The sequence below is a fragment of the Maricaulis sp. genome, from assembly GCF_039978735.1.
Taxonomy (GTDB): Bacteria; Pseudomonadota; Alphaproteobacteria; order Caulobacterales; family Maricaulaceae; genus Maricaulis.
Genome location: NZ_JBDWAS010000007.1, coordinates 63,470 through 88,798, shown reverse-complemented (window position 1 = coordinate 88,798; position 25,329 = coordinate 63,470). Strand labels below are relative to the sequence as shown.

The following is a 25,329-nucleotide window of genomic DNA, read 5'->3' as shown; positions in this document are numbered from 1 at the left end:
CAACCAGATTCGAATTTCGGCCGGACCCGTTGCCACGATCATCGCGCTCTGTCAAAACCTGATCGCCGTCTTGTCACCTCAAACCCAGTTTTTCCTTTCATGAGCGAAATTCCGTCCCGCCGAAGCGGGCCTTTCAGGGCCTTGCCGGCCAAAGCGCTGTCCGGCCGTCTGAAGGCTCCCGGCGACAAATCCGTGTCGCACCGCGCCCTGATCCTCGGCGCACTCGCCCGCGGCGAAACCCGGATCACCGGCCTGCTTGAAAGCGAAGACGTGCTGAACACGGCCAAGGCCATGGCGGCACTCGGCGCCGGTGTCGAGCGGACGGGCCCGGGTGCCTGGACCGTTCTGGGCACCAGCGGGCGCCTTGCGACGCCCGGCGCACCGCTCGATTTCGGCAATTCCGGGACCGGTGTGCGCCTCGTGATGGGCGCTGTCGCAGGCAGTGGCGTGGCGGCGGAGTTTGTCGGCGATGAAAGCCTGTCCTCGCGCCCCATGCGCCGGGTGACAGATCCGCTGGAAACCATGGGCGCCCTGTTCGAAACCAGCGATGGCCGCCTGCCGGCCCGGCTCGCCCCCAGCAAGCTGCACGGTATCGACTACACACCGCCGGTCGCCTCGGCCCAGGTAAAGTCGGCCATTCTTCTGGCCGGACTGAGCGCCGACGGTGAGACCTGCGTGTACGAGCCGCAGATCACCCGGGACCATACCGAAACCATGCTCGCCGCTTTCGGCGCCTCGATCGACGTACAGCGCGACGGACCGGCCTCGACCATCCGCCTTGCCGGCCCGCAGGCGCTGACCGCGTGCAATGTCGATGTCCCCGGCGACCCGTCTTCCTCGGCCTTTGCGATCGTGGCGGCCCTCGTCACGCCCGGCTCGGAGGTGACGCTGACCGGTGTCATGGACAATCCGGCCCGCACCGGCCTGATCGAGACGCTGCGCGAGATGGGGGCCGAACTGACGGTCGAGCCGGGTCCCGACATGGCCGGCGAGCGGACCATGACAGTCACGGCCCGTGCGAGTGCACTGCGCGGCATCGAGGTGCCGGCCGAACGCGCGCCGGCGATGATCGACGAATACCCCATCCTCGCTGTCGCTGCCGCCTTTGCCGAGGGCACGACCTTCATGCCGGGCCTGGCCGAGCTGCGCGCCAAGGAAAGCGACCGGCTCGAGGGAACGGCAGAATTGCTGCGGGCCAGCGGTGTCCACGTCGAGACGGGTGAGGACAGCCTGACTGTCCATGGCGCCGGTCTGGGCGGTGTGAAGGGCGGCGGACGCACGGTCACGCATCACGACCACCGCCTGGCGATGAGCGGTCTGGTGCTCGGCCTGGCCTCGCGCGAGGGCGCGTCGGTGGACGATGTCGCCATGATCGCCACGAGCTATCCCGATTTCTTCGCGCACATGGCCGGGCTGGGCGTGCAGCTGGAGCCGGCGTGACATGATCATCGCCGTCGACGGACCGCTCGCCTCGGGCAAGGGCACGATCGCCAGGGCGCTGGCCGATCATTTCGGCCTGCCGCATCTGGATACGGGCTCGCTCTACCGGGCGACGGGTCTGGCTGTCATCGAGGCCGGGATCGATCCGGCCGACGCCGAGGCCTGCGCCCGGCTGGCGGCACAGCTCGACCTGGCCGCAATCGACGAGGACCGGATCCGCACGGCCGAGGCCGGCGCCATGGCCTCACGGGTCGCCGCGATCCCGCAGGTGCGCGAAGCGCTGTTCGACCTGCAGCGCGCCTTTGCCACACAGCCCGGCGGGGCGATCCTGGACGGGCGCGATATCGGCACGGTGATCTGTCCGGATGCCGAGGTGAAACTGTTCGTGACGGCCGATGCCGAGACCCGCGCGCGCCGGCGCTGGGAAGAATTGCGGGCCAAGGGCGAGACGCTGAGCTTCGAGACGATGCTCGAACAGACCCGCGAGCGGGATGCCCGCGATGCCGAGCGCACCGACGCACCGATGAAGCCCGCCGACGACGCGACCTTGCTTGATACGTCTTCCTTGAGTATAGACGCGGCCGTTGCAACAGCGATCCGTATTGTGGAAAAGCGCCAAAAGGCGTGACGCTTCCACCGCTAGCGCAACAAAATAGCCGGGTGTTCCAGACACGATTTCCGTGACGACGATCGTTGTGGCGGTCCGATCTGGCGCCCTTTTGTACAACGTCCAACCGGCCGGAAACGGCAAGCGGCGACAGGACAGACAGACGCAATACTGTCGCTGCATCGGAGCAACCCTTTAACATGTCTACAGAATCTCTCACCCCGACGACCGACGATTTCGCCGCAATGCTTGAGGCGAGCCTCGCCGGCCGCGATCTCGCGGAAGGCCAGGTCGTCAAAGGTACCGTGACCGCGATTGAAAACGATTTCGTGGTGGTCGATGTCGGCCTGAAGACCGAAGGCCGTATCCCGCTGCGCGAATTCACGGGCCCGGGCTCGGAAGCCCCCAAGGCGGGTGACGAAGTCGAAGTTTACCTCGAGCGCATCGAAAACGCGCTCGGCGATGCCATTCTGTCGCGCGACAAGGCCCGCCGCGAAGAAAGCTGGGATCGTCTCGAAAAGTCCTTCGACAAGAAGGAACCGGTCAACGGCGCCATTGTCGGCCGCGTCAAGGGCGGCTTCACCGTCGACCTGGGCGGCGCTTCGGCCTTCCTGCCGGGCTCGCAGGTGGATATCCGCCCCGTGCGCGATGTCGGCCCGCTGATGAACCAGGAACAGCCGTTCGCGATCCTGAAGATGGACCGTCCGCGCGGCAATATCGTGGTCTCGCGCCGCGCCGTGCTGGAAGAAAGCCGTGCCGAACAGCGCGCCGAACTGGTCGGTCAGCTGGCCGAGGGCGAAGCCCGCGACGGCGTGGTCAAGAACATCACCGATTACGGTGCGTTCGTTGACCTGGGCGGTATCGACGGCCTGCTGCACGTCACCGACATGTCCTGGAGCCGCGTCGGCCATCCGTCCGAAGTGGTGGAAGTCGGTCAGACCGTCAAAGTCCAGATCATCAAGATCAACAAGGAAACCCAGCGCATCTCGCTCGGCATGAAGCAGCTGATGTCCGACCCGTGGGAAGGCGTTGCCGCCAAATACCCGGTCGGTGCTGTCTTCGAGGGCCGCGTCACGAACATCGCCGAATACGGTGCCTTCGTGGAACTGGAAGAGGGCGTCGAAGGCCTCGTCCACGTCTCCGAGATGTCCTGGACCAAGAAGAACGTCCATCCGGGCAAGATCCTGTCCACCTCGCAAGAGGTCCAGGTCATGGTGCTCGACGTGGACGCCGAGAAGCGCCGCATCTCCCTGGGCGTGAAGCAGACGCAGCGCAATCCGTGGGAAGTCTTCGCGGAAACGCACCCGTCCGGCACGGCCATCAAGGGCGAGATCAAGAACATCACCGAATTCGGTCTGTTCGTGGGTCTCGAAGGCGACATCGACGGCATGGTGCACCTGTCGGACATCTCCTGGGAGCAGTCCGGCGAGCAAGCCATCGAGAGCTTCAAGAAGGGTGATGTCGTCGAAGCCAAGGTGCTCGACGTCGACGTCGAAAAGGAGCGCGTCTCCCTGGGCATCAAGCAGCTCGGCGGCGATCCGATGGATTCGTCCGGCGTGTCCCGCGGCGACACCGTGACCTGCACGGTCACCGAGATCACCTCCGGTGGTATCGAAGTCTCCTTCGGCGACGACGCCTCGATGAAGTCCTTCATCCGCAAGTCCGACCTGTCCCGCGATCGTGCGGAACAGCGTCCGGAACGCTTCGCGGTCGGTGACAAGGTCGATGCCCGCATCACCAACATCGACAAGGCCTCGCGCCGCATCTCCCTGTCCATCAAGGCACTGGAGATCTCCGAAGAGCGTGAAGCCGTCGAACAGTACGGTTCCTCCGACGCCGGCGCTTCGCTCGGCGACATTCTCGGCGCCGCGCTGCGCGAGAAAGAGGGCGAGAAGGGCGACAACTAGTCGTCCTGACCCGGACAGAAAACGGCCGGAGCCTCACGCTCCGGCCGTTTTTTTATGCCTGCGCATTGACGGCCGGGTCCGCAGGCGCAAGGATCGGATTTTCTGGTGCGGAGGTGCTCAATGATCAAATCGGAATTGATCGACAAACTAGCCGAAGCCAACCCCCATCTTTACCACCGCGATGTCGAGCGCGTGGTCAACACGATCCTTGACGGGATCACGGACGCGCTCGCCGAAGGCGACCGCGTCGAGCTGCGTGGTTTCGGTGCGTTTTCGGTTCGCCGCAGGCCGGCCCGCGTCGGCCGCAATCCGCGGACCGGTGAAAGCGTTGCCGTGAAGGAGAAGCACGTACCCTTCTTCAAGACCGGCAAGGAGCTGCGCGAGCGGGTGGATGCGTCCCGGGACACCCATCCGGAACTCGCGGAATAAACGACAATCCGATTGAATTAACAAAGGGCCCGGCAATGCCGGGCCCTTTGTCGTTGGAGGGAACTCTTCGGGGGAGGGAAACTCTTCGGAGGGAACGAAGCTTTTCAGGTCGGGAGGATTTGGCGGCGGGTCCGGTCTCCGGCATCCGGGCAGAACACCGGCCCTTCGTCATCGGCACCACGAAAGTCCGGAACCCGCCGCCCGGCCGGCAGCCCATCGGCATCGGGCCACCGGCAAACCGTCAGATCTTTCGGTTCCAGTCCGCATGGCCGGACAGCCATTCAAAGCGGGGCACCAGCCAGCCGCTCCAGCTCATGCTGCGGCGTTCGTGCGTGCTGCCAACGATCCGGGGCGGGGTGTGTTCAATCATCAGTTCAGCGAGGGTCATGACCATCTCCGTCATAAGCATGACCATGATTTAGGCGCCCCAAACCGCCTTGACCAACGCGATCTCGATGGTCTTTGATAAGGAAAACTTATGACTGATGTTCGCCCTCTCCCGCCCATTCACGCCATCCGCGTGTTCGAGGCTGCCGCCCGGCTGGGAAACTTCACCCGGACCGGCGAAGCTCTCGGCATGACCCAGGCTGCGGTCAGCTACCAGATCAAGCTGCTGGAAGACCGGCTCGGCTTCGCCCTGTTCGAGCGCAAGGCCCGGCATGTCGAGCTGACGGCACGCGGCCGCCAGCTCGCTCAGGGGACCTCGGAAGCCTTCCGCATGCTCGAGCGCACTTTCCGCGAGGTGCGGGAGGATCGTGACAGCGTGCTGACCATCACCGCCCTGCCGACCTTCTGCTCGAACTGGCTCGTCCCCCGGATCGGCAATTTCCAGATTGCCCACCCCGAATTCGCCGTCCGGATCGACAGCCGTTCCGAAGCGGTCGACATCACCGGCGGCGACGCCGATATCGGCATCCGGCTGGGCCATGGACGCTGGGACGGGCTGGAGGCGCGCTTCCTGTTCGCCGACACGATCACCCCGCTGGTTTCGGCGCGCGCCGTCGAACGGTTCGGACCGATCGACACACCCGCAGACCTCCTGAAACTGCGCCTGTTCGGACCGATGTCCTGGTGGCGCGACTGGTTCGACAATGCCGGTGCCGACCCGTCCGGCCTGCCCGAGCGCGCCGCACTGGAACTGGAGACACAGTCGATGGAGATCGCCGCGGCCATTGCAGCCGGGGATGCCGCTGTGGCCGTATCGCCGCTCTATTTTGCCGAACAGATCGCCGCCGGGATACTGGTGCGACCCTTCGAGTCCGAGCTGGACCACAAGGTGGCCCACTACCTCGTCTATGATCGCAGCCGTGCGCGGGAACCGAAAATCCGGTCCTTTGTCGAATGGATGCTCTTCCAGCCGATGGCCTTCTGCCTCAACCAGCCCGCGCCGGCTTTCCCCGACGCGGGAGAGACCGTGTAGCGCAACGCTGTGTCGCGCTTCCCAACGGCCCTTTGACGCGCTAACCGGTCTGGCATGACGGATATCAAGTTCTGCGGATTGAAGACGGGGCGGGATGTGGCGGCGGCCGAGCAGGCCGGCGCGCGCTGGACCGGCTATGTCTTTTTCGAGAAGAGCCCGCGCCATGTCAGCCCGTCGCTGGCCGGTGAACTGGCGCATCTGGCAAGGACCAGCGAGACGGTCGCCGTGACCGTCAATCCGGACGACGATCTCCTCGCCCGCATCCGCGACGCCATGCATCCGGACTGGATCCAGCTGCACGGCGCCGAGACGCCGCAGCGCGTCGTGCAGGCCCGCGCCTATGCAAAGCGCGGCGTTATCAAGGCCTTGCCCGTCGCCGAGGCCGCCGATCTGGAGGCGGTGAAGGCCTTTGACCGCATCGCCGACATGATCCTGTTCGACGCCAAACCGCCGAAGGGCGCCGACCGTCCGGGCGGCCACGGCACGGGCTATGATTATGCTCTGCTGAAATCGCTGCAGATTTCCGTGCCCTGGCTCTTGTCCGGCGGGCTGGATGCAACCAATGTCTGCGCCGCTGTCGCGGCTGCAGGGGCCGGCGCGGTCGATGTGTCTTCCGGCATAGAGAGCGCACCGGGCGTCAAGGACGCCGCGAAGATGCAAGCCTTTGCCGCCGCCCTGGCGGTCTGACCGCGCCCGTGCGCACCAACCAAGGAGCCGAGCCATGAGCGAACCCGTGTCCGCCGATACACGTCCCAATGCGCTCTCGGCCTGGCCGGATGCGCGGGGCCGGTTTGGCGATTATGGCGGTCGTTTCGTCGCCGAGACATTGATGCCGCTGATCCTGGAGCTTGAAAAGGCCTATGAGACCGCCAAGGCGGATCCGGACTTCCGCGCCGAGATGGACGTTTTCCTGAAGGATTATGTCGGCAAGCCCAGCCCGATCTATTTCGCCGAACGTCTGACGGAGGAATTCGGCGGCGCCCAGGTCTGGTTCAAGCGCGACGAGCTGAACCATACGGGCAGCCACAAGATCAACAACTGCCTCGGCCAGGTCCTGCTGGCCCGCCGCATGGGCAAGACGCGCATCATCGCCGAGACCGGCGCCGGCCAGCACGGCGTGGCGACCGCCACGGTGGCTGCGCGCTTCGGCATTCCCTGTACCGTCTTCATGGGCGCCACGGATGTGGAGCGCCAAGCGCCGAACGTCTTCCGCATGAAGCTGCTGGGCGCACAAGTCGTGCCGGTCACCTCGGGCACGGGCACGCTGAAAGACGCCATGAACGAGGCGCTGCGCGACTGGGTGACGAATGTGAAGGATACATTCTACGTCATCGGCACGGTCGCCGGCCCGCACCCCTATCCGGCCATGGTGCGCGATTTCCAGTCGATCATCGGCCGCGAGGCGCGCGCCCAGATGAAGGAACGCCTGGGCCGTCTGCCGGACGCCTGCGTTGCCTGCATCGGCGGCGGATCGAATGCGATGGGCCTCTTCCATCCCTTCATCGAGGACGAGGAAGTCCGCCTGATCGGCGTCGAAGCGGCCGGTGAAGGCGTTGAGACCGGCAAGCATGCCGCCTCGCTGAAGGGCGGCAAGCCGGGCATCCTGCACGGCAACAAGACCTATCTCCTGCAGGATGATGACGGCCAGATCATCGACGCCCACTCGATCTCGGCCGGGCTCGACTATCCCGGCATCGGTCCGGAACACGCCTTCCTGCACGACATGAAGCGCGCCGAATACGTCTCGGCCACGGATGCCGAGGCCATGGAAATGTTCCAGCTGTGCACCAAGCTGGAAGGCATCATCCCGGCCCTGGAGCCCGCCCACGCGCTGGCCCGCGTGCGCGATCTCGCCAAGGAGCTGGGCAAGGATGGCGTCATCCTGATGAATATGTGTGGCCGCGGCGACAAGGACGTGCCCCAGGTCGCCCGCATGCTGGGGGTGGAGCTCTAGATGACCAACCGCCTCAACACCCGCTTCGCCGAACTGTCTGCCTATAACCGGGCCGGCTTCGTCGCCTACATGATGGCCGGCGATGGCGACAGCCAGGCGCTCCTGAACGCTTTGCCTGCAGCCGGCGCCGATGTGATCGAGCTGGGCATGCCCTTTACCGATCCGATGGCCGACGGCCCGGCAATCCAGGCCTCCGCATTGCGGGCCCTGGAAGCCGGCATGACGCTGAAGGGCACGCTCGCCCAGGCGGCGGAATTCCGGAAGACCGACAAGGACACGCCGATCGTCCTGATGGGCTATGCCAACCCGATCCATCACATGGGCTGGGAGGCGTTTGCCAAGGCCGCGGCAAAGGCCGGCGTGGACGGGCTGATCTGCGTCGACGTGCCGCCGGAGGAAGACGACGAGCTGCGCGCGGCGCTGGGCAAATACTCCATCGCCCTGATCCGCCTGGCGACCCCGACCACCGACGACAAGCGTCTGGCGACCGTTGTCGCCAACACGTCGGGCTTCGTTTATTACGTTTCCACGACAGGGGTGACCGGCGCCGGTTCCGGCGCGGTGACCGAAGTCGGCGAGGCTGTTGCCCGCGTCCAGCGCGCCAGCGGCCTGCCCGTGGCAGTCGGCTTCGGTGTGAAGGAACCGGACCAGGCTGCCGCCATAGCCCGCACGGCCGATGCGGTTGTGGTGGGTTCGGCCATCGTCGATGCAATGCATTCAGGCGGTGTTGCCGGAGCGCAAGAGTTGGTAAAGCGCCTGTCGTCCGCTGTGCACGCTGCACGCCGCTGAGGAAGACAAGCCGATGAACGATCGGGATACGGGAATGAACTGGCTGTCCAAGATTACCCCGCCGGGCATGTCGAAAATCTTTTCCAAGCGGGACACGCCGGACAATCTGTGGATCAAATGTCCCAAGTCTGGCGAGATGGTGTTCCACAAGGATCTGGAAGCCGGCCTGTTCGTGACGCCCGCCGGGCATCACATGCGCATCGGCCCGGCCTGGCGCTTCCAGTTCACCTTCGACGGCGAGTACACCGAGCTGGACACGCCGGAAGTTCCCCGCGACCCGCTGAAGTTCAAGGACGACAAGCCCTACACGTCGCGCCTGACCGCTGCCCGCAAGAAGACCGGGCGCGACGACGCGATGGCGATTGCGGTCGGCCGTATCGGCGGTCTGGAAAGCGTCGTTCTGGTACAGAATTTTGCCTTCATGGGCGGTTCGCTCGGCATGGCGGCCGGCGAGAGCTTCATCAAGGCAGCCGAAGAAGCCATTGCCCGCAAGGCGCCGCTGATCGTCTACACGGCCGCCGGCGGTGCGCGCATGCAGGAGGGCACGCTCTCCCTGATGCAGATGCCGCGCACGACGATTGCCGTGGAAATGCTCAAGGATGCCGGCCTGCCCTATATCGTGGTGCTGACCGATCCGACCACGGGCGGCGTCACCGCCTCCTACGCCATGCTGGGCGATGTCCATATTGCCGAGCCGGGCGCCCTGATCGGCTTTGCCGGCCCGCGTGTTATCGAGCAGACGATCCGTGAAAAACTGCCCGAAGGCTTCCAGCGCGCCGAATACCTGCTGGAAAAGGGCATGGTCGACAAAGTCGTGCATCGCCGCGACATTCCGGGTACACTGGCGCGCATGCTGAGGGTCATGATGAAACGCCCCGGAACCTCCACGCCGGCTTCCCTGACACCGCCGCCGGCCGACCATGTGGCCAGCGACGGGGGCAGCCATTAGCACGCGCCGTCAGGACCTTGATGACGCGCTGGTGCGCCTTGCGAGCCTGCACCCGCAGAAAATCGATCTTTCCCTTGGACGCCTGCAGCGCCTTCTGACGGCGCTGGGCAATCCCCAGGACCATCTGCCGCCGACCGTCCATGTCGCCGGAACCAATGGCAAGGGCTCGACCTGTGCCTATCTGGCCGAGATGGCTCGCACCAAGGGCGAGCGGGTGCATATCTACACCTCGCCGCACCTGGTGAATTTCAACGAACGCATCCTGCTCGACTCGACCCCGGTCGACGACAAGACGCTGATCGAGGCCTTTGCCCGCTGCGAGGCGGCGAATTTCGGCGAGCCGATCACCTTTTTCGAAATCACCACGGCGGCGGCCCTGCTGCTCTTTTCCGAACATCCGGCCGACCGGCTGATCCTGGAAGTCGGCCTGGGCGGCCGTTTCGACGCCACCAATGTCATCGCCCGGCCCGCGCTGAGCGTGATCACGCCGGTCAGTCTCGACCACCAGGAATTCCTGGGATCCGATCTGCGCCAGATCGCGCGGGAGAAGGCCGGCATCTGCAAGTTCGGCGTTCCGGTCGTGGTCGGCAACCAGGTCGACGATGCCGAAGCCGCCATTCTGGACGAGGCCGCCAAGGTGGGCGCTCCGGCCTTTGTCTGGGGCCGCGACTATAATGCCTATATCCAGCACGGGCGGCTGATCTACGAAGATGAAAGCCGCGTCTGGGACCTGCCTGCTCCCGGCCTGCTGGGCCCGCACCAGATCCTCAATGCCGGGGCCGCCGCGGCCGCAGCCGCCGTGCTGCAATGGCCCGAGAGCGCCGCGGCCGCCGGTATTGCCAATGCGACCTGGCCGGCCCGCCTGCAGAGCATCACCCGCGGTCCGCTCGGCGAGATCGCGCGCAAGGCCGGCGCCGAGCTCTGGCTCGATGGCGGCCACAACGAAGCCGCCGCCAAGGCCCTCTCCCACGCCCTCGCCGACATGGACGAGCGCGACGAGCGCCCGCTGGTCATCATTGCCGGTTTCTCGCCCAACAAGGACGTCACCGCCTGGTGCAGCCAGTTTTCCGGCCTGGCGCGCCGCCTCATCGCGGTGGAGTTCAAGTCCGGCCGCGGCGGCTCGCAATCCGCACACGAGGTCGTCGCCGCCTGCCAGGCCGGCGGTGTAAAGGCGGAGATCGCCAGCGGCCTGATCCCGGCCATGAAGAATGCCGCCAAGGAACATCCTGCGCCGCGCATCCTGATCGGCGGATCGCTCTACCTCGCCGGCGAAGCCCTCGCCCTCGGCGACGCGCCACCGCACAGGACGCCGGGCTGAGATCACGAAGCTGTGAGACCTGCATCCGGCGCGCCCGGTCGCAGCATCTACCGGACAGATCCACACTGCCCGGAGTTTCCATGCGACCTTTGATCAGCGGCCTCGCCGCAAGCCTTCTTCTCTCTCTGCCTGTCCTCGCACAGGAAACCGATGCGCCGCTCGACCTGCCGGCGCTGGCCGACGATATCGACCGGCTCTTGCGCGATCATGTCTATGACCCGGAGGCCTTGTCGTCGCCGGCCTATGCCCGCGTGTCGGAACAGGTTGAGCATCTGGCGCAAACCGCGGAAAGCCGGGAAGCGTTCGTCTCCGGTTTCCACGATATCTGGCACGATGGCCCGTTCTCCCATGTCCAGCTCAGCGAAGCCTCCATGCCGCTGGAGCAGATGATTACCTATATTGATACGATGCGCGTGGGCGGCGGGGGTGCAGTCCTCAGCTGGCGGGACGACATCGCGGTGCTGACGGTCAACACGATGATGGGCCAGGACACGATCGAGGAGATCGATGCGGCCTATGACACAATTGCCGCGCACAGCGCGCGCGGCCTGATCATCGACCTGCGCGAGAACGGCGGCGGAGCCTTTGCGGTGAAGCCGCTGGTCGAACATGTCCTGACCGAGCCGCTGGACGCCGGAGCGTTCGTGTCTCAGCCGTGGAATGCCCGGATGGAACGGGCGCCCAGGCTGGACGATGTCGACGGCGTCTCCCCCTGGGAGGGCTGGTCGGTGCGTTCCTTTTGGGAGCATGTCCAGATCGCGGAGATTACCCGTATCCGCTTTGTGCCGGACGAGGCACAGTTCGACGGCCCGGTCTATGTCCTGACCAGCGCACGCACCGCCAGCGCTGCCGAAATGGCCGCCGATGCGTTCAAGGCCTCAGGCCGCGCGCAGCTTGTCGGCGAAACCACCGCCGGACAGATGCTGTCACAAACGATGTACGAGCTGCCGGGCGATCTGCACCTCGCCCTGCCGATCGCCGACTATTACTCTTTTGCCAATGGCCGGATCGAAGGTGCCGGTGTGTCTCCCCATATCGCCGTACCCGCAGACGCGGCCCTGGACACCGCCCTGGCTGCGCTTGCGCGGGAATGACCGGCGTCCCGGCCAGCCAGAACGAAAACGGGCGCCCCATCGGAGCGCCCGTTTCAGCATTCGAAAAGCGTCGGGAAGCCTAGAGGCTTTCCTTCACCCACTCAGAGATCTTGCCCTTGGCCATGGCACCGATCTTGGTGGAGACGACCTGGCCGTCCTTGAAGATCATCATGGTCGGGATGCCGCGCACGCCATACTTGCCGGGCGTCATCGGGTGGTCGTCGATATTCACCTTGGCGATGGTCAGCTCGCCGGCCATCTCGTCGGAAATTTCCTCGAGCGCCGGGGCGATCTGCTTGCAGGGCCCGCACCATTCGGCCCAGAAGTCCACGAGGACCGGACCGAGTGCATTGAGAACGTCGCTTTCGAAGGATTCATCGCTGACCGCCTTGGTCGCCATGGGAAACTCCTTTTTTCGGGCCTTTAACGAACATGTGCCCGAAGATCCGGACACGATGGATGGCGCGTGAGGTAAGGAGACCCGCCGCCGCCGTCAAGCCGTCGCCCCGTCCAGCACGGCGTCCATCACCTCGTCTGCCACTTCCATGAGCCGTGCTGCATCCGTCCAGAGCAGGGCGCAACGTACCGTTTTTCCGGGATGAACCGCGCGGAGCAGGGCGCGGTAGGTCGCCAGCTGGCCGATATACACTTTCGCCACTGCAGCAACGTCTTCCGGCGGCGGGCGATTGGTCTTGTAGTCGACGATCAGCACTTCGCTGTCCGTCACCACCAGCCGGTCGACCTGACCGCGCACGATCACATTTCCGGGAAGATCCGGCGCCCGGCCGACGAGCGACACCTCGGCCCGGCTGCCTGGACCGAACAGGGGGGCAAAGTCCGGATGGTCGAGAATACCCAGCGTCTCTTCGATCATCACCTGCCGGTCGGCGTCGGAGAAATCGGGCTGGGCCGCTACGAAGCGCTCCGCCGCCTCGCGCCGGCGCTCACGGGCGAGGTCTGGCAGGGTCTGCAGGAGTTTGTGGATCACATCGCCGCGACGGAAGCGGTGCGCGCCCGGATCCGCAAGCGGCGAGAGAACCGGCGGTTCGAAATCCGCCTCCTCGCCACCGAGGAAGCTCGACGGCGCCACGCCACGCACACCGGACTGTTCGCTGCGGGCCGGAATGCGCGCCCAGTCCGGGATGTCGATGACCGCACGGCGGGTCCGTTCGGCCGCACCCAGCGCCACCGGCGCAGGCCCGAAACGCAGACCGCTGCCGATATCCTCGATACGGGCAGACAGCGGCGTCTCGATCTCGTCCCAGCCCTCGCCGCCCCAATGTTCGGCCAGGCGCGCATACCAGCTGTCATCAGAGATCTGGCCCAGCGCGCCGGCGCCCTGACGCCAGCCGCACACGATCAGCCGGTCGCGCGCGCGGGTAAGGGCGACATAGAGCAGGCGGCCATGCTCGGCCTTCAGCCGGTTGGCGGCGGCTTCACGCAGTTCGGCCACGACCGGCGGGTCCTCCGCCTTGCGCTGCGACCAGATGAGACCGGCTTCCGGATGGGAAAGGATCGCATCGCCCTTGCCGGTGAGCGGTGAGCGCGTCGTGTCCGGCAGGATGATGACCGGCCGCTCCAGCCCCTTGGAGGCGTGCACCGTCATCACCTGGACCTCGTCCCGGTCATGGCTCATCTCGCGCTTGAGCTGGGTATCTTCGGTCCCGATCGCCGCAAGGAAGGAGGACAGCGCCCCGCCGCCCTCGCGCTCATGATCCAGCGCCCGCGCCAGGAACTCCTCCAGCGGATCGCGTGCCTCCTCGCCCAGGCGTGCATAGACCCGCGCCCAGCGTGTCTCGCCGGTCGGCGTGCGCGCATTGAGAAAGCTGGCGAAGAGATCGTAGAGCCGGTCGCTGTCGGCTGCGTCGCGCACGGCCTTGAGGGCGTCGCGCGCCTCGAACAGGCGCGGATCGTCGCTGGTGAAGAGCGCGCTCCACAGCGTGCCGCGACGCGTTGAGGTGCGGCGGCGGGCCAGATCGAGCAGCACATCATCATCGATCGCCGGCAGACCGCCGTCTGCGGGATCGAAGAAGGGTGATTTGAGCAGTTCGGCCAGCGCCAGATCGTCCCCCGGCGTGATCGCGAAGCGCGCCAGCGCCAGCATGTCCTTCACCGCCGTCTGCTCCTTGAGCACCATGCGGTCGGCACCCGCCACGGGCACGCCCTTCAGCTTGAGCTGGCGGATCACTTCCTCGAAGAAGCCGCCCGTGCGGCGCCAGACGAGGATGGCGATATCGCCGGGCCGGACGGGGCGCTGGCTGAACGCGCCGCGCGTCTCTTCCCAGACCCCGTCACCGCGCGCCAGCATGGCGCGGATCTCCTCGGCGACCGTCTCGGCCAGGATATCCCGCGCCGAGCCGCGCGCGCTCGCATCGACCGGATCGAAGATCGAGGCTTCCTCGACGCTTTCCGGCTTGGGCACGGCGGGCCAGAACTCGACACAGCCGGGCGTGTTCATGCGCGCAGCGCGGTGGCTCTGATAGCGGGCGAAGGGGCGGTCGGACGCCTGGAATTTCGTCTCCGGCGCCATGAAGGCAGCCGCTTCCGGCGCGAAGGCCTGATCCACAGCGGCGAGGATCTCCGGCGCCGAACGGAAGGACACATCCAGGCCGGGGCGTTCGAAACCCAGCTCGGCGGCGCTGGCGGCCGCGGCCAGGCGGTCGCCTTCTTCCATGAAGCGGGCCGGTTCGGCACCCTGGAAGGAATAGATCGACTGTTTCTCATCGCCGACGATGAAGAGCGTCCGCCCGCTTTCGCGCGCACCTGCACCGGCGAAGAATTCCGCCGTCAGACCGCGGATCATGTCCCACTGCCGCGGCGCAGTGTCCTGGGCCTCGTCGATCAGTGCATGCGCCAGCGTGCCGTCGAGCTTGTAACCGACCCAGCCGGAAAACGCGTTTTCCGGCCGCAGGAGGTCTCCGGCCAGCCGGACAAGGTCGTCGAAATCAAGCGCCCGGCGGCGTTGCAGCTCGTCCTCATAGGCCTCGACAAAACGCGCCGCGATATGGATCGCCGCCGCGCTGGCTTCCGCCACAGCGGCCGCACGGACCTGGTCGCGGATCTTTTCCAGCCGGGCACACTCGCGCTCCAGCATCGGCTTCACACTCGGCGCAACCTTGTCGCAGCCTGCCGTGATCAGCGATTTGGCCGCTGTGCCGCGCCCCTTGTCGGTGAAGAAAACCTGGACATAGAGATCGAACGCGTCTTCGGCGCGGGCGGACTTCAGGGCTTGTTCAATCAGGTCGGCGCGCCCGGCATCGGTCTTGCTGCCATGATTGCGCTGGACAATGACCGTTTCTTCCAGATGATCGTGCGGTGCCTGCGCCCAGGCTTGGGCCTTCAGCGCATCCGCCGTTGCACCGGCTTGCAGGCCGAGCGTGGCATAGAGTCTGTCGACCAGCCCGTCCGGACCGCCGGCCCGGTCGAGCGCATCGCGGAAATCATGCCGGCGGCCGCGGGCCCAGCCCATGATGGAGGCAAACGCGTCCGGCCCGCCGGTGCGCAGGACCAGATCCACCGTTTCCGGCGGCAGGGCACACAGCACACGCTGGCGCGCCGCGTCGATCCGGCGGGCCGCCTCGGCCTCGTCGAGCGTGTCGAAGCCGGGCGGAGCACCGGCTTCCAGCGGGAAGCGCCGCAGCAGGTTTTCGCAGAAGGCGTGGATGGTCTGGATCTTCAGGCCGCCGGGCGTTTCCAGGGCACGGGCAAACAGGCGGCGCGCATCCTCGATCTGCCCGACCGGCAGATCTTCATGACCCAGCTGTTCCTTCAGGTCGCGCTCGAGCTCCTCCGCCCCCGCGACCGACCAGCGCCCCAGACGGGTGAAGAGACGATCCTTCATCTCGGCGGCGGCGGCCTTGGTGTAGGTGACGCAGAGGATTTCCTCCGGCGCGACGCCCTGGAGCAGGATGTTCACCACGCGGTCGACCAGGACGCGGGTCTTGCCCGAACCGGCATTGGCCTCCACGAAGACGCTGACGCCGTGATGGGCGGCCCGCTTCTGGGCGTCGGAGGCGGCAGCGCGGATCGTGTCGTCGAAACCGGGCGCGTTCATGTATCGCCCTCCGACCCGTCCGGCGCACTCGCCCATTCCCCACGGCGGGCGAGATGGTCGAAATCGCCGTAATCATTGGTATACTTGGCGCGCGTCTGGCTTTCGTACGGCATCGTTTCGTCATCGAAACGGGCGATCCAGCCGGTGAGGTCCTCCAGCGCCTTCTCCGCCATCTCCATGGCGTCCGGCTGGTTGCGGCCACTGTCCACACGCCGCTCCTCGCCGCCCTTCGCATTACCGGGCAGGGCCAGATAGTAGAGCCCCGCCACCGGTGCGGCAGCCAGGTCGGGAAAGCCGTTTTCCACTGCCGCAATCGCGGCGGTCAGCGGCAATTGCGGATCGAACCCTGCTGCGACTTCCTTGGGCGAGGCGCTGGAGCCGGTCTTGTAGTCGATCACATCGATCCGGCCATCGGGATGACGGTCGAACCGGTCAGCCCGTCCGTAGAGCACGAAATCGCCGGCCGGCCCGTCCAGCCTCCGCTCGCCCCGGATCTCCACCTGGTCGACCGTGATGCCGAGATCGCGACGGCGCCTTTCCCAGGCGACCAGCCAGGCCGCAGCCCGGCGGAAGCGGGCCAGTTCCACCGCCATCTCGCCCGGCTGGAATCCCCATTCAAGCAGGTAGGGCTGCGCGGCCGCGACAAGCTGGTCCTCGGCATCGGCGGGCACTGCCTTGCTCCAATGCGGCACCACATCCTGCAGCGCGGCGTGCAGGGCCGTACCACGCTCACGCGCGCCCGGCGGCATGTCGGCCGGATCGAGCCGGCGCAGGCCGAGAACATGGCGCGCGAAGATAGAATAGGGATCGCGCACCCAGGTGCGGATTTCCGTGATCGACAGCTTGCGCGGCCGTTCGGCAACGGGTGGAGACGGGGCAGGCCTGGGCGCCGGTACTGGCGCAATGCCCGTTTCGTCGAGCACGCGCGCGAGCGCGAGATAGTCGGTCTTCGGCGCCAGCGCGGCTTCAGCCCCGGCTTCGCCCAGCGCGCCGCTGGCGAGTGTCTTCAGACGCCAGACCCAGCGCGAGGCGACGGTCGGCGCACCATCGGCCTTGCCGGCCCGGGTCAGGATCACGTCGGGTGCGGCCGCGAGCTGGGCGAAGTCGTGTGCTGCCAGACCATAGCGCCGCTCCGGTGCACCAAGCTCCGCCGCGATCCGCATGCCGCGCGAGAGCCAGGGGTCCGCGCCCAGCCCCGCCGGCCAGACGCCTTCATTGAGCCCGGCGAGGATCACCCGGTCGGCCGAAATCAGGCGCGCTTCCAGCGGACCGAGAACCTGCAGGCGCGGATGCACGCCCAGCCTGGGCGGCACACGCCGCGCGCCGATCAGTTCGCGCACGGCGGCGGCATAGTCAGCCAGCGACATTTCCGGCAGGCTGTCACTCTCTTCCAGCAGCGAACGGACCAGTCCGGCTGCCGCCTCACCGCCTTCCCCGCCCCACAGCGCCCCTTCGCCCTGCGGTGTCGCCGACAGGGCTTCAGCCGCACGGGCATGCGCTTCCGCCCAGGCCGCCGCGCTGCGCGTCTCACCATCGATCAGCGGCGCGAAGGCTTGTTCCAGACCATCGAGCAGTGTCCGGACCAGCGCCTTGTCGTCTTCGAACAGCTCGACATATTTGCCATCCAGCCGCTGGCGCACGGCGGCAAAATCATGTCCGGGCCGCGCGCCGCGCAGCGCCTCGGCCTCGAACTTGGCCAGGACGGTGTGGACCGTTCCGCGCGGATGACCGGCGCTGAACAGGGGGGAACTCCACAGCGCCGACAGGGCGACAACGCTGCCGGGGTCTTCGGCCACGTCGAGCAGGCGGGTCAGGAAGGCCCCGGCCGGTGTCTCGGCCAGCGAAGCGCCGCCGGAATCGTCCAGCTTGACGCCGAACCGGGTCATCTCGGCCGAGACCCGCCGCGCCAGCGCACGGTCGGGTGTGACCAGGATGGCCGTGCGGTCGGGCGTCTCCAGCGTCTCGCGCAGCATCAGCGCGCAGGCCCGCGCCTCGCTGATCGGATCCGGTGCCTCGATCAGTGCAAGGCCCGACAATGCGCGTTCGAAAAAGTCGTCGCCGAAACGGCCGCGCAGATGCTCGATCCGCGACATCCATTCATCCGTCGTCCCGGCCGGCCGCAAAGCCTCGGCAATCAGGCGGCGGCGCATCTCGGCGGGACGCGCCTCGGCGGCGCCCGGCCAGGCGCGGACATCGGACCGCGCCACCCCGCACCGGGCCACGAATTCCTTCATCGCCCATTGCGGATGCACGTCATCGACAGCAGCCCACGCTTTATCGTCGGCATCCCAGTCGAAACCGGGCAGCACGACCGCACCCTGCGGCAGGCCGGCGATTACCTGCATCAGGTCACGGGCTGCCGGGATCGATCCGGTCGAACCGATGGCGAGAACGGGATGATCGGGCGGACTGGTCTGCCAGCGCTCGATCAGCTTGCGCAGGACGAGTGAGCGACGCGCCGCGGCATCGGTGAGGCCCAGTTCGGCCAGGCGCGCCGGCCAGACACGCTGGACGATATCGATGAACTCGACCGCCTCGCGCCGGTCAGCCGGCAGATGATCGCGCATGGCCTCGTCGATGGCGGAGAGATCGTCGACTTCCTCGGTCGCCAAATCATCCATCAACGCCGCCAGCGGTTCGGCCAGCGCCAGCGCGCCGCCGATGCCGATCGGCCGGCCCAAGGCCGCTTCCTTGGCGAGGATCAGCCGCGCCAGTTCGAACCGGCGGCGGGCGGGCGAGACGGGCGGCGGCGCGATACCCGCCAGCTCGCCGGGCTCGAAGGGCGGATCGTCGACATCGACATCGCCGATCGGCCGGATCAGCGGCAGGAGCGCGACACCGGTACCGGCTTCCTCGGCGAAGATGTCGCCCAGCGCCTTGGCTGCCCGGCGTGTCGGCGTGAGGATCAGGATGCGGGTGAGGGCATCCGGATTGCCCGCCGCATCGAACTCGGCGCGCAGGGTGCGGGCAACGGTGCGAAGGAAATCGTCCTGCGGCGGCAGGGTGAAGAGGCGCGGGGCCGGCGTATCGAAGATCCGCGCGCTCACCCTTTCAGCCGCGCCCCGGCCTCTTGCAGGGCGCCCGGATCGCCGACATGCATCCAGAAACTCTCCATGGCGATGCCGTGGACGCGCCCGTCCGGTTCAAGTGCCTTCCAGATGTCCATCATGGAGAAGCGCTCGGCCTTGCGGCCGGCAAGAATGCGCGGATGGACGATATGCACCCCGGCAAAGGCGTAGGGCGCAGATGCCGCCGCGCCCCGGAAGCGCACCTGCCCGTCCGCTTCGAGGAAGACATCGCCTGCACCGTCAAAGCCGAGCGTGCGCTCCATCGACGCGAGCAGGAGGAGCACATCCATCCGCTCCGGGTCCCAGGCCGCCTGCATGCGGTCGAGTTCGCGCGCGCCTTCATCAACCCAGACCGCATCGATATTGGAGACGAAGAAGGGTTCATCGCCCAAGGCAGGCAGGGCCTTCACCACACCGCCGCCGGTCTCCAGAACCTCGCCGGTTTCGTCCGAGACCGTGATGGCGGGCGCGCCGGTGCGGCGTTCGAGATGGGCGCGCATCAGCTGCGGGAAGTGGTGGATATTGACAACGCACGCCTCGACACCCGCCGTGGCGAACCGGTCCAGCGCCCAGTCCACCAGCGCCTTGCCGCCGACCTCGACCAGCGCCTTGGGCCGGTCATTCGTGATCGGCCGCATCCGCTTGCCCAGCCCGGCGGCCAGGGCCATGCCGCGGGTGATCCGGGTCATTTGTGCGCTTCCAGCAGCACGGCGCCGGCATGCGCCTTGATCCACAGATTCAGCTCCATCAGCGCAGGGTGCTGGATATCGCCGGCGAAGTGGCGGGCGACACGCGGCAGCATGTCGAGATAGCGCGCCTTGCCGTCGCGCACGGCGAGCCGCACGAAAATGCCGAGTATCTTGGCATTGCGCTGGGCCCCGAGGACGGCATAGGCCGCGTCGAATCCGGCCGCATCGCGCAGACCTGCGCGCTCGACAAAGCGGGCTTTCAGCGGCACGGCGAGCTTGCGGTCGACATTGCGGCGGGCGTCTTCCAGCAGCGAGACCAGATCATAGGCCGGATGGCCGATCAGCGCGTCCTGGAAGTCAAGCAGGCCGACCGAGGCCTCGCCCTTGCGCTCGGGCAGATAGATCAGGTTTTCTGCGTGATAATCGCGCAGCACGAGGCCGGGCGGGCAGTTTTCCAGACGCCCGAAAGCGCGGGTCCAGATCGCGCGCCATTCGTCCAGCGCCGCCTCGGACAGGGTCACGCCCGCATGCCGGCCCAGGAACCACTCGACGAAGAGATCGGCCTCGGCCATCAACGCCGTCGCATCATAGGCCTGCAGCGGCCAGCTCTGACCGCCAGCCTCGACGGCATCGGGAAAGCTGGACCGGTAGATCGCCGCCAGCGTGTCGACGGCGGCGGCATAGAGCGAGCCCTCATGCATCTGGTCCGGCAGCAGCCGTGCAAACAGTGCGTCACCCAGATCTTCCAGCAGCAGGAAACCGTGCTCCAGATCGCTCGCCAGGACGGATGGCGCAGAAAAGCCGCGCTCGCACAGCGCATCCGACAGGCCGGCAAAAGCCGTCAGATTCGGCCCGGCCAGACGCGCCTCGGCATTATAGCCCAGCGCCTTGCGTTCTTCGGGGCTGGCATCGGGCGGGCAGGCCGGCGCCTCGGCACCGGACGGCGCATCCATCAGCATGGCTGTCTGTGCGCCATCTACCAGGCGGACATAGCGGCGCGTCGAGGCATCTCCGGCCAGGGGATGGCGCTCGGCCGCGGCCCAGCCGGCACGGTCGAGAAACGCGTCGAGGGCGCGATCGCGATCAGATGTCGTCAATTCTTTCCTCCCACCGGCCATATCCCGTTATCCGGGCTTTGCGGCCTGACTCCAAGTCGGTGTTTTCACCGCTCAACAGGATTTCCAGCCGGTCCGGCGGCAGCCTGTCGCCCAGGCGGTCCGGCCATTCCACGAGACAGATCGCCGTGTCGAACGCGTCGTCCAGTCCCAGCTCGTCGAGCTCGGACGGATCCTCAATGCGGTAGAGATCGGCGTGCCAGACCTCCTCGCCCGTATCCGTGTCATAGACCTGGACAAGCGTGTAGGTTGGACTGGGCGCATCCTCGATGCCACACAATTGCGCGATCACGGCGCGAGCAAGTGTGGTCTTGCCCGCCCCCAGATCGCCGGTCAGAAGCACGACATCGCCAGGCGCAAGTGCCGCTGCCAGGCGGGCGCCGAGGCGGCGTGTGGCTTCCAGTCCATCGAGGTGATGCGTGTGTGAAGACCCCATGCCATGCGATTAGCGAAGCCCGCGCGCAGCGGCAAGCGGTGAGGCTGTATCTTGACTCTGCTGTGAACGCTGTTCATGTCCATGGCGGTTCACGGAGTTACGCATGCCGAAGATCACCTATATCGAGCACAACGGTACCGAGCATCAGATCGACGTCCCCAACGGCCTGTCGGTCATGGAAGGCGCAGTGCGCAACCTTGTCCCCGGTATCGACGCCGATTGCGGCGGTGCCTGCGCCTGCGCGACATGCCACGTCTATGTCGACCCGGCCTGGGCCGACAAGACCGGCTCGCGTGAACCGATGGAAGAGTCGATGCTGGACTTCGCCGAAGACGTCCAGGAGACCTCGCGCCTGTCATGCCAGATCACGGTGAGCGACGCGCTGGACGGCCTGATCGTCCGGATGCCGGAGCACCAGGGCTAACGCGCCAGACGTCCTGCTTCCAGTTGCAGCGCCTCGCGGATCGACAGCGGTCCCAGAAGCGCGACCTCGTATCCGTCGGCCGCAACCTCTACCGTGGATTCGCGGAAGGTGAAGATGAAGTGCCGCAGCTTGCGGAAGCGCTCGTCACTATGCGACGGACGAATGCTGTCCGCCTGTCGAAGCGCATCGATCCAGTCCGACCGGCGCACTTCAAACGCTCCGCAGGGGTAAAGCCCCCGGGACGCCAGCGGGTGTCCTGCAAGCGTTTCCTCATCCGGCGGCCCGGCCTTGTGGGTGTGCGGGCGGACGAAGCGAATGGCGGCAACCGGCAGATCGGCCGTGTCGAAACCGATGAGACGGGCCTCTTCCCCGTCCCAGTCCGGATCCGTGTCCGGCATCAGGTAGACGAGACTCACCCCACCCTCGAGCGCCGCCAGCATCGGATAGGGCGCACCGAAATCGCATTCAGGGATATCGTCCAGCTCGATCAGGCGGGGCGTGCGCCGGAATGGCCACATCGCCCCCGCCTCACACGCGGCCCGACGCCGGACGGCGGGCCAGGTCGAGTTCCGGCGGTACGGCATTGCCATGCGGCTCGGACGGGAAGTGGCAGGACACTTTGGTGCCCTTGCCGGGCTCGGACTGAAGCTCCACCCAGCCGCCGTGCAGTTGGGCGATTTCCTTCACCAGCGACAGGCCAAGACCCGCCCCGCCGCGCTCGCCGCGCGAGAAGCGCTCGAACACGGTCGCCTGCTTTTCCGGCGCGATGCCTTCACCGTCATCGGCTACCCAGAGCGTCAGCTGATCTTCCGAGCGGCGCGCACCGATGGTCACTTCGCCACCGGTCTGGACGTGCCGGATCGCGTTGGACAAGAGGTTCATCGCGACCTGCTTGATACGGTTCCGGTCGGCGCGGATCAGACCGGACGCGCCCTCGACATCGATACCCAGCTTGATCGAGTGGTGGTCGGCGCGCGCCTGGATGAGCTCGGCGGCCTCGCGCGCCACGTCGGCCACGTCGACATCACCCAGATCCAGCTCGAGCTGACCGGCATCGATCGCTGCGACATCGAGAATATCGTCGACCAGCTTGGCCAGATGCTCGGCGGCCGTCTGGATCGCCGCCATCGGCTCCTTCTGACGATCGCTCAGCGCACCGGCGAACCCCTGGGCGAGCATGTCGGCATAGCCGTTGATGGTCGTGAGCGGCGTGCGCAGCTGGTAGCTCACATGCTCGACGAATTCGGTCTTGATGCGCTCGGAAGTTTCCAGTGCCTCGGCACGCTCGCGCAGGGCTTCCTCGATGCGGCGGCTGTCGGTGACGTCATCCCAGCAGATCAGCGTCGCGCCATCGGGCAGAGGACGGGTGAGATAGGTCAGCACGCGATCGTCGGACCGGCGCATCTCGCCGGTCACCTGCTTGCGAGCCTGCGGGCTGGGATCGGTGACGCGCGCCTTGATGTCGTTCCACACCCGGTCGTCGGCGAACAGGGCTGCGCAGGTCTCGGCGACCTGATCGAACTCCGGCTGGCCGTCCAGCTCCTCGGCTTCAAACCCCCAGATATCCTCGAAGGCATTGTTGTGCAGCTGCAGGCGGCCATTCGCACCGAACACGGCGACCGCTTCATGCAGCTTGTCCAGCGTGGCGCGCTGGACGTTGATCAGCGTGTTGTAGCGGGCGCGCAGGGCGAGTTCGTCGGTCTTGTCCTCGAAGATCAGCATCAGACCGCCCAGCGGGTGGCGCTGGCGGGCGACACGCAGGGTGCGGCCATCGGGCAAAGGCCACAGCTCGTCCGGCGTCTCGTCGGTGGGCGGCAGGTCGTAGCGGGCCAGCTCGTCGGTCTTCCAGCCGGAATAGTCCGCCTGTTCGGGCAGCAGGCGCTTTTCGCGCATCCGGTCGAGGAATTGGCCATGACCCGGGCGCTCGTTCAGCCAGGCATCGTCCAGCTTGAACAGGCGCGAAAAGGCCGTGTTGTAGAAGTTGAGGCGCTTGGAGCGGTCGAACACCACCACGGCCTCGGCCATGTGGTTCAGGGTTTCGTCATGGGCCCGGCGGAAACGCGCCAGATCGGACTTGGCTTCCTCGGCTTCGGTCGAGTCGATCGCGAAGCCGGCTGCGCCGCCAGACACCGGGAAGACGAGAAACTGCATCGAGCGGCGGCGCCCTTCAACGACAACCGTGCGGGTTTCCGACACGGGTTCGCCCTGCTCGGCAGCCTGCACAGCCTGATCGGACATACCCGCATCCAGCGCTGTCTGCTTTTGCAGCACCGCATCGATATCCTTGCCCTCGACGGCGGCGACATAGGCCTGGTTCACCCATTCCAGGCGGCCGGACACATTCATCCGCCAGGCCGGAACCGGGGCGCGGCCCAGCATGTCCAGGAAGGCCATCGGATCCTTCGAGACCAGCCGACGCGCCTCTTCCATGCGGCCGCGGGCATTGGATTCCTCCAGCCCCCGGATCGTCGCGTCGGACAGCCAGACGACCAGCTGGGTTCCGGCAGCGCGGCCATCAGCCTCCAGGAAGCGGCCGGACGGCCCCAGGATGGTCAGCGAGAAGGGCTGGCCCTTCTGCGCAAGCTCGTTGAAGCGCCGGCGCAGCGTGGTTTCGTCACCGCCCGCCGAGCGCGCCTCATAATCCGCCAGGCCTTCCATCAGGATGCCGGCGGGATCGGGGCCATCGGTCGCTTCAGCAAAGCGCAGCAAGGAAGCGAGGGCAACGGAGGAGCCGAAGATGCGCGGCTGGCCCCAGCCCGTATCGCTTTCGTCGAATGTGGCGTCGTCCCAGACGAGGACCAGGCCCGGATGGGCGCCGAACACGCTGTCGGCGCGGGCAAGGCGGTCTTCCAGCTCGGCCAGCTTGCGGCGCCAGACCAGCTGGGCGGTGCGGGCGCCGGCCGTGAGACGGTAGGCCCACAGCCCGACGGCGACGGCGAAAGCCATCGCGCCGACGGTGACAATAAGCGTCACGATCTGAAATGTCTGTCCCGTCATCGAGCTGTCCTGGGCGCGGCCCTTTGCCCACCCGTGTCGGGTCCGCGCGAATCAGCATGATACCGGGCGCGCGAGTCCGGGGCGATGCCTGAGGCCGCAAAAATAATTAACGCTACAGCCGCTACGGCACGCGTCTAGCGCAGCGCGACTTCACCGGCGCGGAATTCGAACATGACCACGCAATTGTCCAGCCGGTCCACGCCATTGTCGAGCGGCCGGAATTGCCAGGCCCTGACCGTCTGCCGGCTTTCCCGGTTGAACGGGCCGTCAGGTACGGCCCGCGCGATACGGACATTGTCGACATCGCCATTGGCCTCGACATCGAACCGCACCACGACCCAGCCCTGCCGCCCCAGCGACCAGGCTCGCACCGGATAATCGGGGATGTCGGCCGAGGCGGCTGCGAGCGTGGAGCCGCGACAATCTTCCGGACCGATCAGGCGCTCGACATTGGGCGGAACCGGGAATTCGTCGCGCGGGATGAAGGGGCCTCGCGTCGCGCCCGTTCCGGGCAGCGGGATCGCCTGCGGCACGGCCGAACAGGACGAAAGAACAAGCAGGAGAGGGATCATGATTGCGCGCATGACCGGCAAGCTATCGCTTTATCCGGGTCACTCAAGCCGGTTCCTCACGGCCCCG

22 protein-coding genes are annotated in these 25,329 nt (G+C 66.6%); 12 read left to right on the top strand and 10 right to left on the bottom strand.

Annotated elements, in window-relative coordinates; genetic code table 11:
* The first annotated feature begins 99 nt into the window (after window positions 1-99).
* The 4 genes from aroA to ABJO18_RS02260 all read left to right on the top strand — a co-directional run bounded on the left by aroA (window position 100) and on the right by ABJO18_RS02260 (window position 4,383).
* Window positions 100-1,440, top strand: coding sequence for a 3-phosphoshikimate 1-carboxyvinyltransferase (gene aroA, locus ABJO18_RS02275; RefSeq protein ID WP_348508604.1), 1,341 nt, complete (start codon window positions 100-102; stop codon window positions 1,438-1,440).
* 1 nt (window position 1,441) lies between these two features.
* The gene (cmk, locus tag ABJO18_RS02270) at window positions 1,442-2,068 is read left to right on the top strand and encodes a (d)CMP kinase (protein WP_348515712.1); all 627 of its coding nucleotides are present in this window, start codon (window positions 1,442-1,444) and stop codon (window positions 2,066-2,068) included.
* A gap of 65 nt (window positions 2,069-2,133) precedes the next feature.
* A complete protein-coding gene (gene rpsA, locus ABJO18_RS02265) occupies window positions 2,134-3,954 on the top strand; it encodes a 30S ribosomal protein S1 (RefSeq protein ID WP_348506986.1) in 1,821 nt (606 codons plus the stop codon).
* Window positions 3,955-4,074: 120 nt separating this feature from the next.
* Window positions 4,075-4,383, top strand: coding sequence for an integration host factor subunit beta (locus ABJO18_RS02260; protein ID WP_348506987.1), 309 nt, complete (start codon window positions 4,075-4,077; stop codon window positions 4,381-4,383).
* Between the two features lie 241 nt (window positions 4,384-4,624).
* Here ABJO18_RS02260 and ABJO18_RS02255 read toward each other — a convergent pair whose 3' ends face one another.
* The gene (locus ABJO18_RS02255; protein ID WP_348506988.1) at window positions 4,625-4,771 is read right to left on the bottom strand and encodes a hypothetical protein; all 147 of its coding nucleotides are present in this window, start codon (window positions 4,769-4,771) and stop codon (window positions 4,625-4,627) included.
* Between the two features lie 90 nt (window positions 4,772-4,861).
* Between ABJO18_RS02255 and ABJO18_RS02250 the strand changes: the two genes are divergently transcribed.
* From ABJO18_RS02250 to ABJO18_RS02220, 7 genes are all read left to right on the top strand, one after another.
* On the top strand, window positions 4,862-5,803 hold the full coding sequence (locus ABJO18_RS02250; protein ID WP_348506989.1) for a LysR substrate-binding domain-containing protein: 942 nt from the start codon (window positions 4,862-4,864) through the stop codon (window positions 5,801-5,803).
* A 54-nt stretch (window positions 5,804-5,857) separates the two neighbouring features.
* Window positions 5,858-6,490: a phosphoribosylanthranilate isomerase gene (locus tag ABJO18_RS02245; RefSeq protein WP_348506990.1), complete on the top strand. Its 633-nt coding sequence runs from the start codon at window positions 5,858-5,860 to the stop codon at window positions 6,488-6,490.
* Window positions 6,491-6,524: 34 nt separating this feature from the next.
* Window positions 6,525-7,757 (top strand): tryptophan synthase subunit beta, encoded by a 1,233-nt coding sequence (gene trpB / locus ABJO18_RS02240; protein WP_348506991.1) that lies wholly within the window; start codon window positions 6,525-6,527, stop codon window positions 7,755-7,757.
* Complete coding sequence (gene trpA / locus ABJO18_RS02235; RefSeq protein WP_291887109.1) at window positions 7,758-8,546, top strand: tryptophan synthase subunit alpha; 789 nt, start codon at window positions 7,758-7,760, stop codon at window positions 8,544-8,546.
* Between the two features lie 34 nt (window positions 8,547-8,580).
* The gene (gene accD, locus ABJO18_RS02230) at window positions 8,581-9,495 is read left to right on the top strand and encodes an acetyl-CoA carboxylase, carboxyltransferase subunit beta (RefSeq protein WP_348506992.1); all 915 of its coding nucleotides are present in this window, start codon (window positions 8,581-8,583) and stop codon (window positions 9,493-9,495) included.
* 31 nt (window positions 9,496-9,526) lie between these two features.
* Complete coding sequence (locus ABJO18_RS02225) at window positions 9,527-10,813, top strand: folylpolyglutamate synthase/dihydrofolate synthase family protein (protein WP_348506993.1); 1,287 nt, start codon at window positions 9,527-9,529, stop codon at window positions 10,811-10,813.
* 80 nt (window positions 10,814-10,893) lie between these two features.
* On the top strand, window positions 10,894-11,907 hold the full coding sequence (locus tag ABJO18_RS02220; RefSeq protein WP_348506994.1) for a S41 family peptidase: 1,014 nt from the start codon (window positions 10,894-10,896) through the stop codon (window positions 11,905-11,907).
* Window positions 11,908-11,986: 79 nt separating this feature from the next.
* On the opposite strand, the gene trxA is transcribed toward ABJO18_RS02220, so the two are convergent.
* The 6 genes from trxA to tsaE all read right to left on the bottom strand — a co-directional run bounded on the left by trxA (window position 11,987) and on the right by tsaE (window position 21,269).
* Window positions 11,987-12,307, bottom strand: coding sequence for a thioredoxin TrxA (gene trxA, locus ABJO18_RS02215; protein WP_348506995.1), 321 nt, complete (start codon window positions 12,305-12,307; stop codon window positions 11,987-11,989).
* A gap of 93 nt (window positions 12,308-12,400) precedes the next feature.
* Window positions 12,401-15,961, bottom strand: coding sequence for a double-strand break repair helicase AddA (addA, locus tag ABJO18_RS02210; protein WP_348515711.1), 3,561 nt, complete (start codon window positions 15,959-15,961; stop codon window positions 12,401-12,403).
* On the bottom strand, window positions 15,958-19,008 hold the full coding sequence (gene addB, locus ABJO18_RS02205) for a double-strand break repair protein AddB (protein ID WP_348508731.1): 3,051 nt from the start codon (window positions 19,006-19,008) through the stop codon (window positions 15,958-15,960). Before addB ends, addA begins: the two co-directional genes overlap by 4 nt.
* The gene (locus ABJO18_RS02200; protein WP_348508730.1) at window positions 19,005-19,718 is read right to left on the bottom strand and encodes a nucleotidyltransferase family protein; all 714 of its coding nucleotides are present in this window, start codon (window positions 19,716-19,718) and stop codon (window positions 19,005-19,007) included. The genes addB and ABJO18_RS02200 overlap by 4 nt, the downstream gene beginning before the upstream one ends.
* Entirely contained in the window at window positions 19,715-20,815 is a 1,101-nt protein-coding gene (locus ABJO18_RS02195) for a phosphotransferase (RefSeq protein ID WP_348515710.1), read from the bottom strand. The genes ABJO18_RS02200 and ABJO18_RS02195 overlap by 4 nt, the downstream gene beginning before the upstream one ends.
* The gene (gene tsaE, locus ABJO18_RS02190; RefSeq protein WP_348508867.1) at window positions 20,802-21,269 is read right to left on the bottom strand and encodes a tRNA (adenosine(37)-N6)-threonylcarbamoyltransferase complex ATPase subunit type 1 TsaE; all 468 of its coding nucleotides are present in this window, start codon (window positions 21,267-21,269) and stop codon (window positions 20,802-20,804) included. The genes ABJO18_RS02195 and tsaE overlap by 14 nt, the downstream gene beginning before the upstream one ends.
* A gap of 103 nt (window positions 21,270-21,372) precedes the next feature.
* Here tsaE and ABJO18_RS02185 point away from each other — a divergent pair, with 103 nt between their 5' ends.
* Window positions 21,373-21,693 carry a 2Fe-2S iron-sulfur cluster-binding protein gene (locus tag ABJO18_RS02185; protein WP_348508866.1) on the top strand — a complete coding sequence of 107 codons (321 nt, stop codon included), beginning with the start codon at window positions 21,373-21,375 and terminating at the stop codon, window positions 21,691-21,693.
* Here ABJO18_RS02185 and ABJO18_RS02180 read toward each other — a convergent pair.
* The 3 genes from ABJO18_RS02180 to ABJO18_RS02170 form a co-directional block, all read right to left on the bottom strand.
* Window positions 21,690-22,211, bottom strand: coding sequence for a hypothetical protein (locus ABJO18_RS02180; protein ID WP_348508865.1), 522 nt, complete (start codon window positions 22,209-22,211; stop codon window positions 21,690-21,692). The genes ABJO18_RS02185 and ABJO18_RS02180 overlap by 4 nt on opposite strands.
* 10 nt (window positions 22,212-22,221) lie before the next feature.
* Window positions 22,222-24,690 carry an ATP-binding protein gene (locus ABJO18_RS02175; protein WP_348508864.1) on the bottom strand — a complete coding sequence of 823 codons (2,469 nt, stop codon included), beginning with the start codon at window positions 24,688-24,690 and terminating at the stop codon, window positions 22,222-22,224.
* 134 nt (window positions 24,691-24,824) lie between these two features.
* Entirely contained in the window at window positions 24,825-25,262 is a 438-nt protein-coding gene (locus tag ABJO18_RS02170) for an energy transducer TonB (protein ID WP_348508863.1), read from the bottom strand.
* Window positions 25,263-25,329: the final 67 nt, after the last annotated feature.

Bases quoted from the DNA above. Each gene is read 5' to 3' on its own strand.
- addA (WP_348515711.1), bottom strand. From the start codon at position 15,961: ATGAACGCGCCCGGTTTCGACGACACGATCCGCGCTGCCGCCTCCGAC.
- ABJO18_RS02245 (WP_348506990.1), top strand. From the start codon at position 5,858: ATGACGGATATCAAGTTCTGCGGATTGAAGACGGGGCGGGATGTGGCG.
- trpB (WP_348506991.1), top strand. From the start codon at position 6,525: ATGAGCGAACCCGTGTCCGCCGATACACGTCCCAATGCGCTCTCGGCC.
- ABJO18_RS02255 (WP_348506988.1), bottom strand. From the start codon at position 4,771: ATGACCCTCGCTGAACTGATGATTGAACACACCCCGCCCCGGATCGTT.
- cmk (WP_348515712.1), top strand. From the start codon at position 1,442: ATGATCATCGCCGTCGACGGACCGCTCGCCTCGGGCAAGGGCACGATC.
- ABJO18_RS02175 (WP_348508864.1), bottom strand. From the start codon at position 24,690: ATGACGGGACAGACATTTCAGATCGTGACGCTTATTGTCACCGTCGGC.
- aroA (WP_348508604.1), top strand. From the start codon at position 100: ATGAGCGAAATTCCGTCCCGCCGAAGCGGGCCTTTCAGGGCCTTGCCG.
- ABJO18_RS02250 (WP_348506989.1), top strand. From the start codon at position 4,862: ATGACTGATGTTCGCCCTCTCCCGCCCATTCACGCCATCCGCGTGTTC.
- trpA (WP_291887109.1), top strand. From the start codon at position 7,758: ATGACCAACCGCCTCAACACCCGCTTCGCCGAACTGTCTGCCTATAAC.
- tsaE (WP_348508867.1), bottom strand. From the start codon at position 21,269: ATGGGGTCTTCACACACGCATCACCTCGATGGACTGGAAGCCACACGC.
- ABJO18_RS02200 (WP_348508730.1), bottom strand. From the start codon at position 19,718: ATGACCCGGATCACCCGCGGCATGGCCCTGGCCGCCGGGCTGGGCAAG.
- accD (WP_348506992.1), top strand. From the start codon at position 8,581: ATGAACTGGCTGTCCAAGATTACCCCGCCGGGCATGTCGAAAATCTTT.
- ABJO18_RS02170 (WP_348508863.1), bottom strand. From the start codon at position 25,262: ATGATCCCTCTCCTGCTTGTTCTTTCGTCCTGTTCGGCCGTGCCGCAG.
- ABJO18_RS02260 (WP_348506987.1), top strand. From the start codon at position 4,075: ATGATCAAATCGGAATTGATCGACAAACTAGCCGAAGCCAACCCCCAT.
- ABJO18_RS02180 (WP_348508865.1), bottom strand. From the start codon at position 22,211: ATGTGGCCATTCCGGCGCACGCCCCGCCTGATCGAGCTGGACGATATC.
- ABJO18_RS02220 (WP_348506994.1), top strand. From the start codon at position 10,894: ATGCGACCTTTGATCAGCGGCCTCGCCGCAAGCCTTCTTCTCTCTCTG.
- ABJO18_RS02185 (WP_348508866.1), top strand. From the start codon at position 21,373: ATGCCGAAGATCACCTATATCGAGCACAACGGTACCGAGCATCAGATC.
- trxA (WP_348506995.1), bottom strand. From the start codon at position 12,307: ATGGCGACCAAGGCGGTCAGCGATGAATCCTTCGAAAGCGACGTTCTC.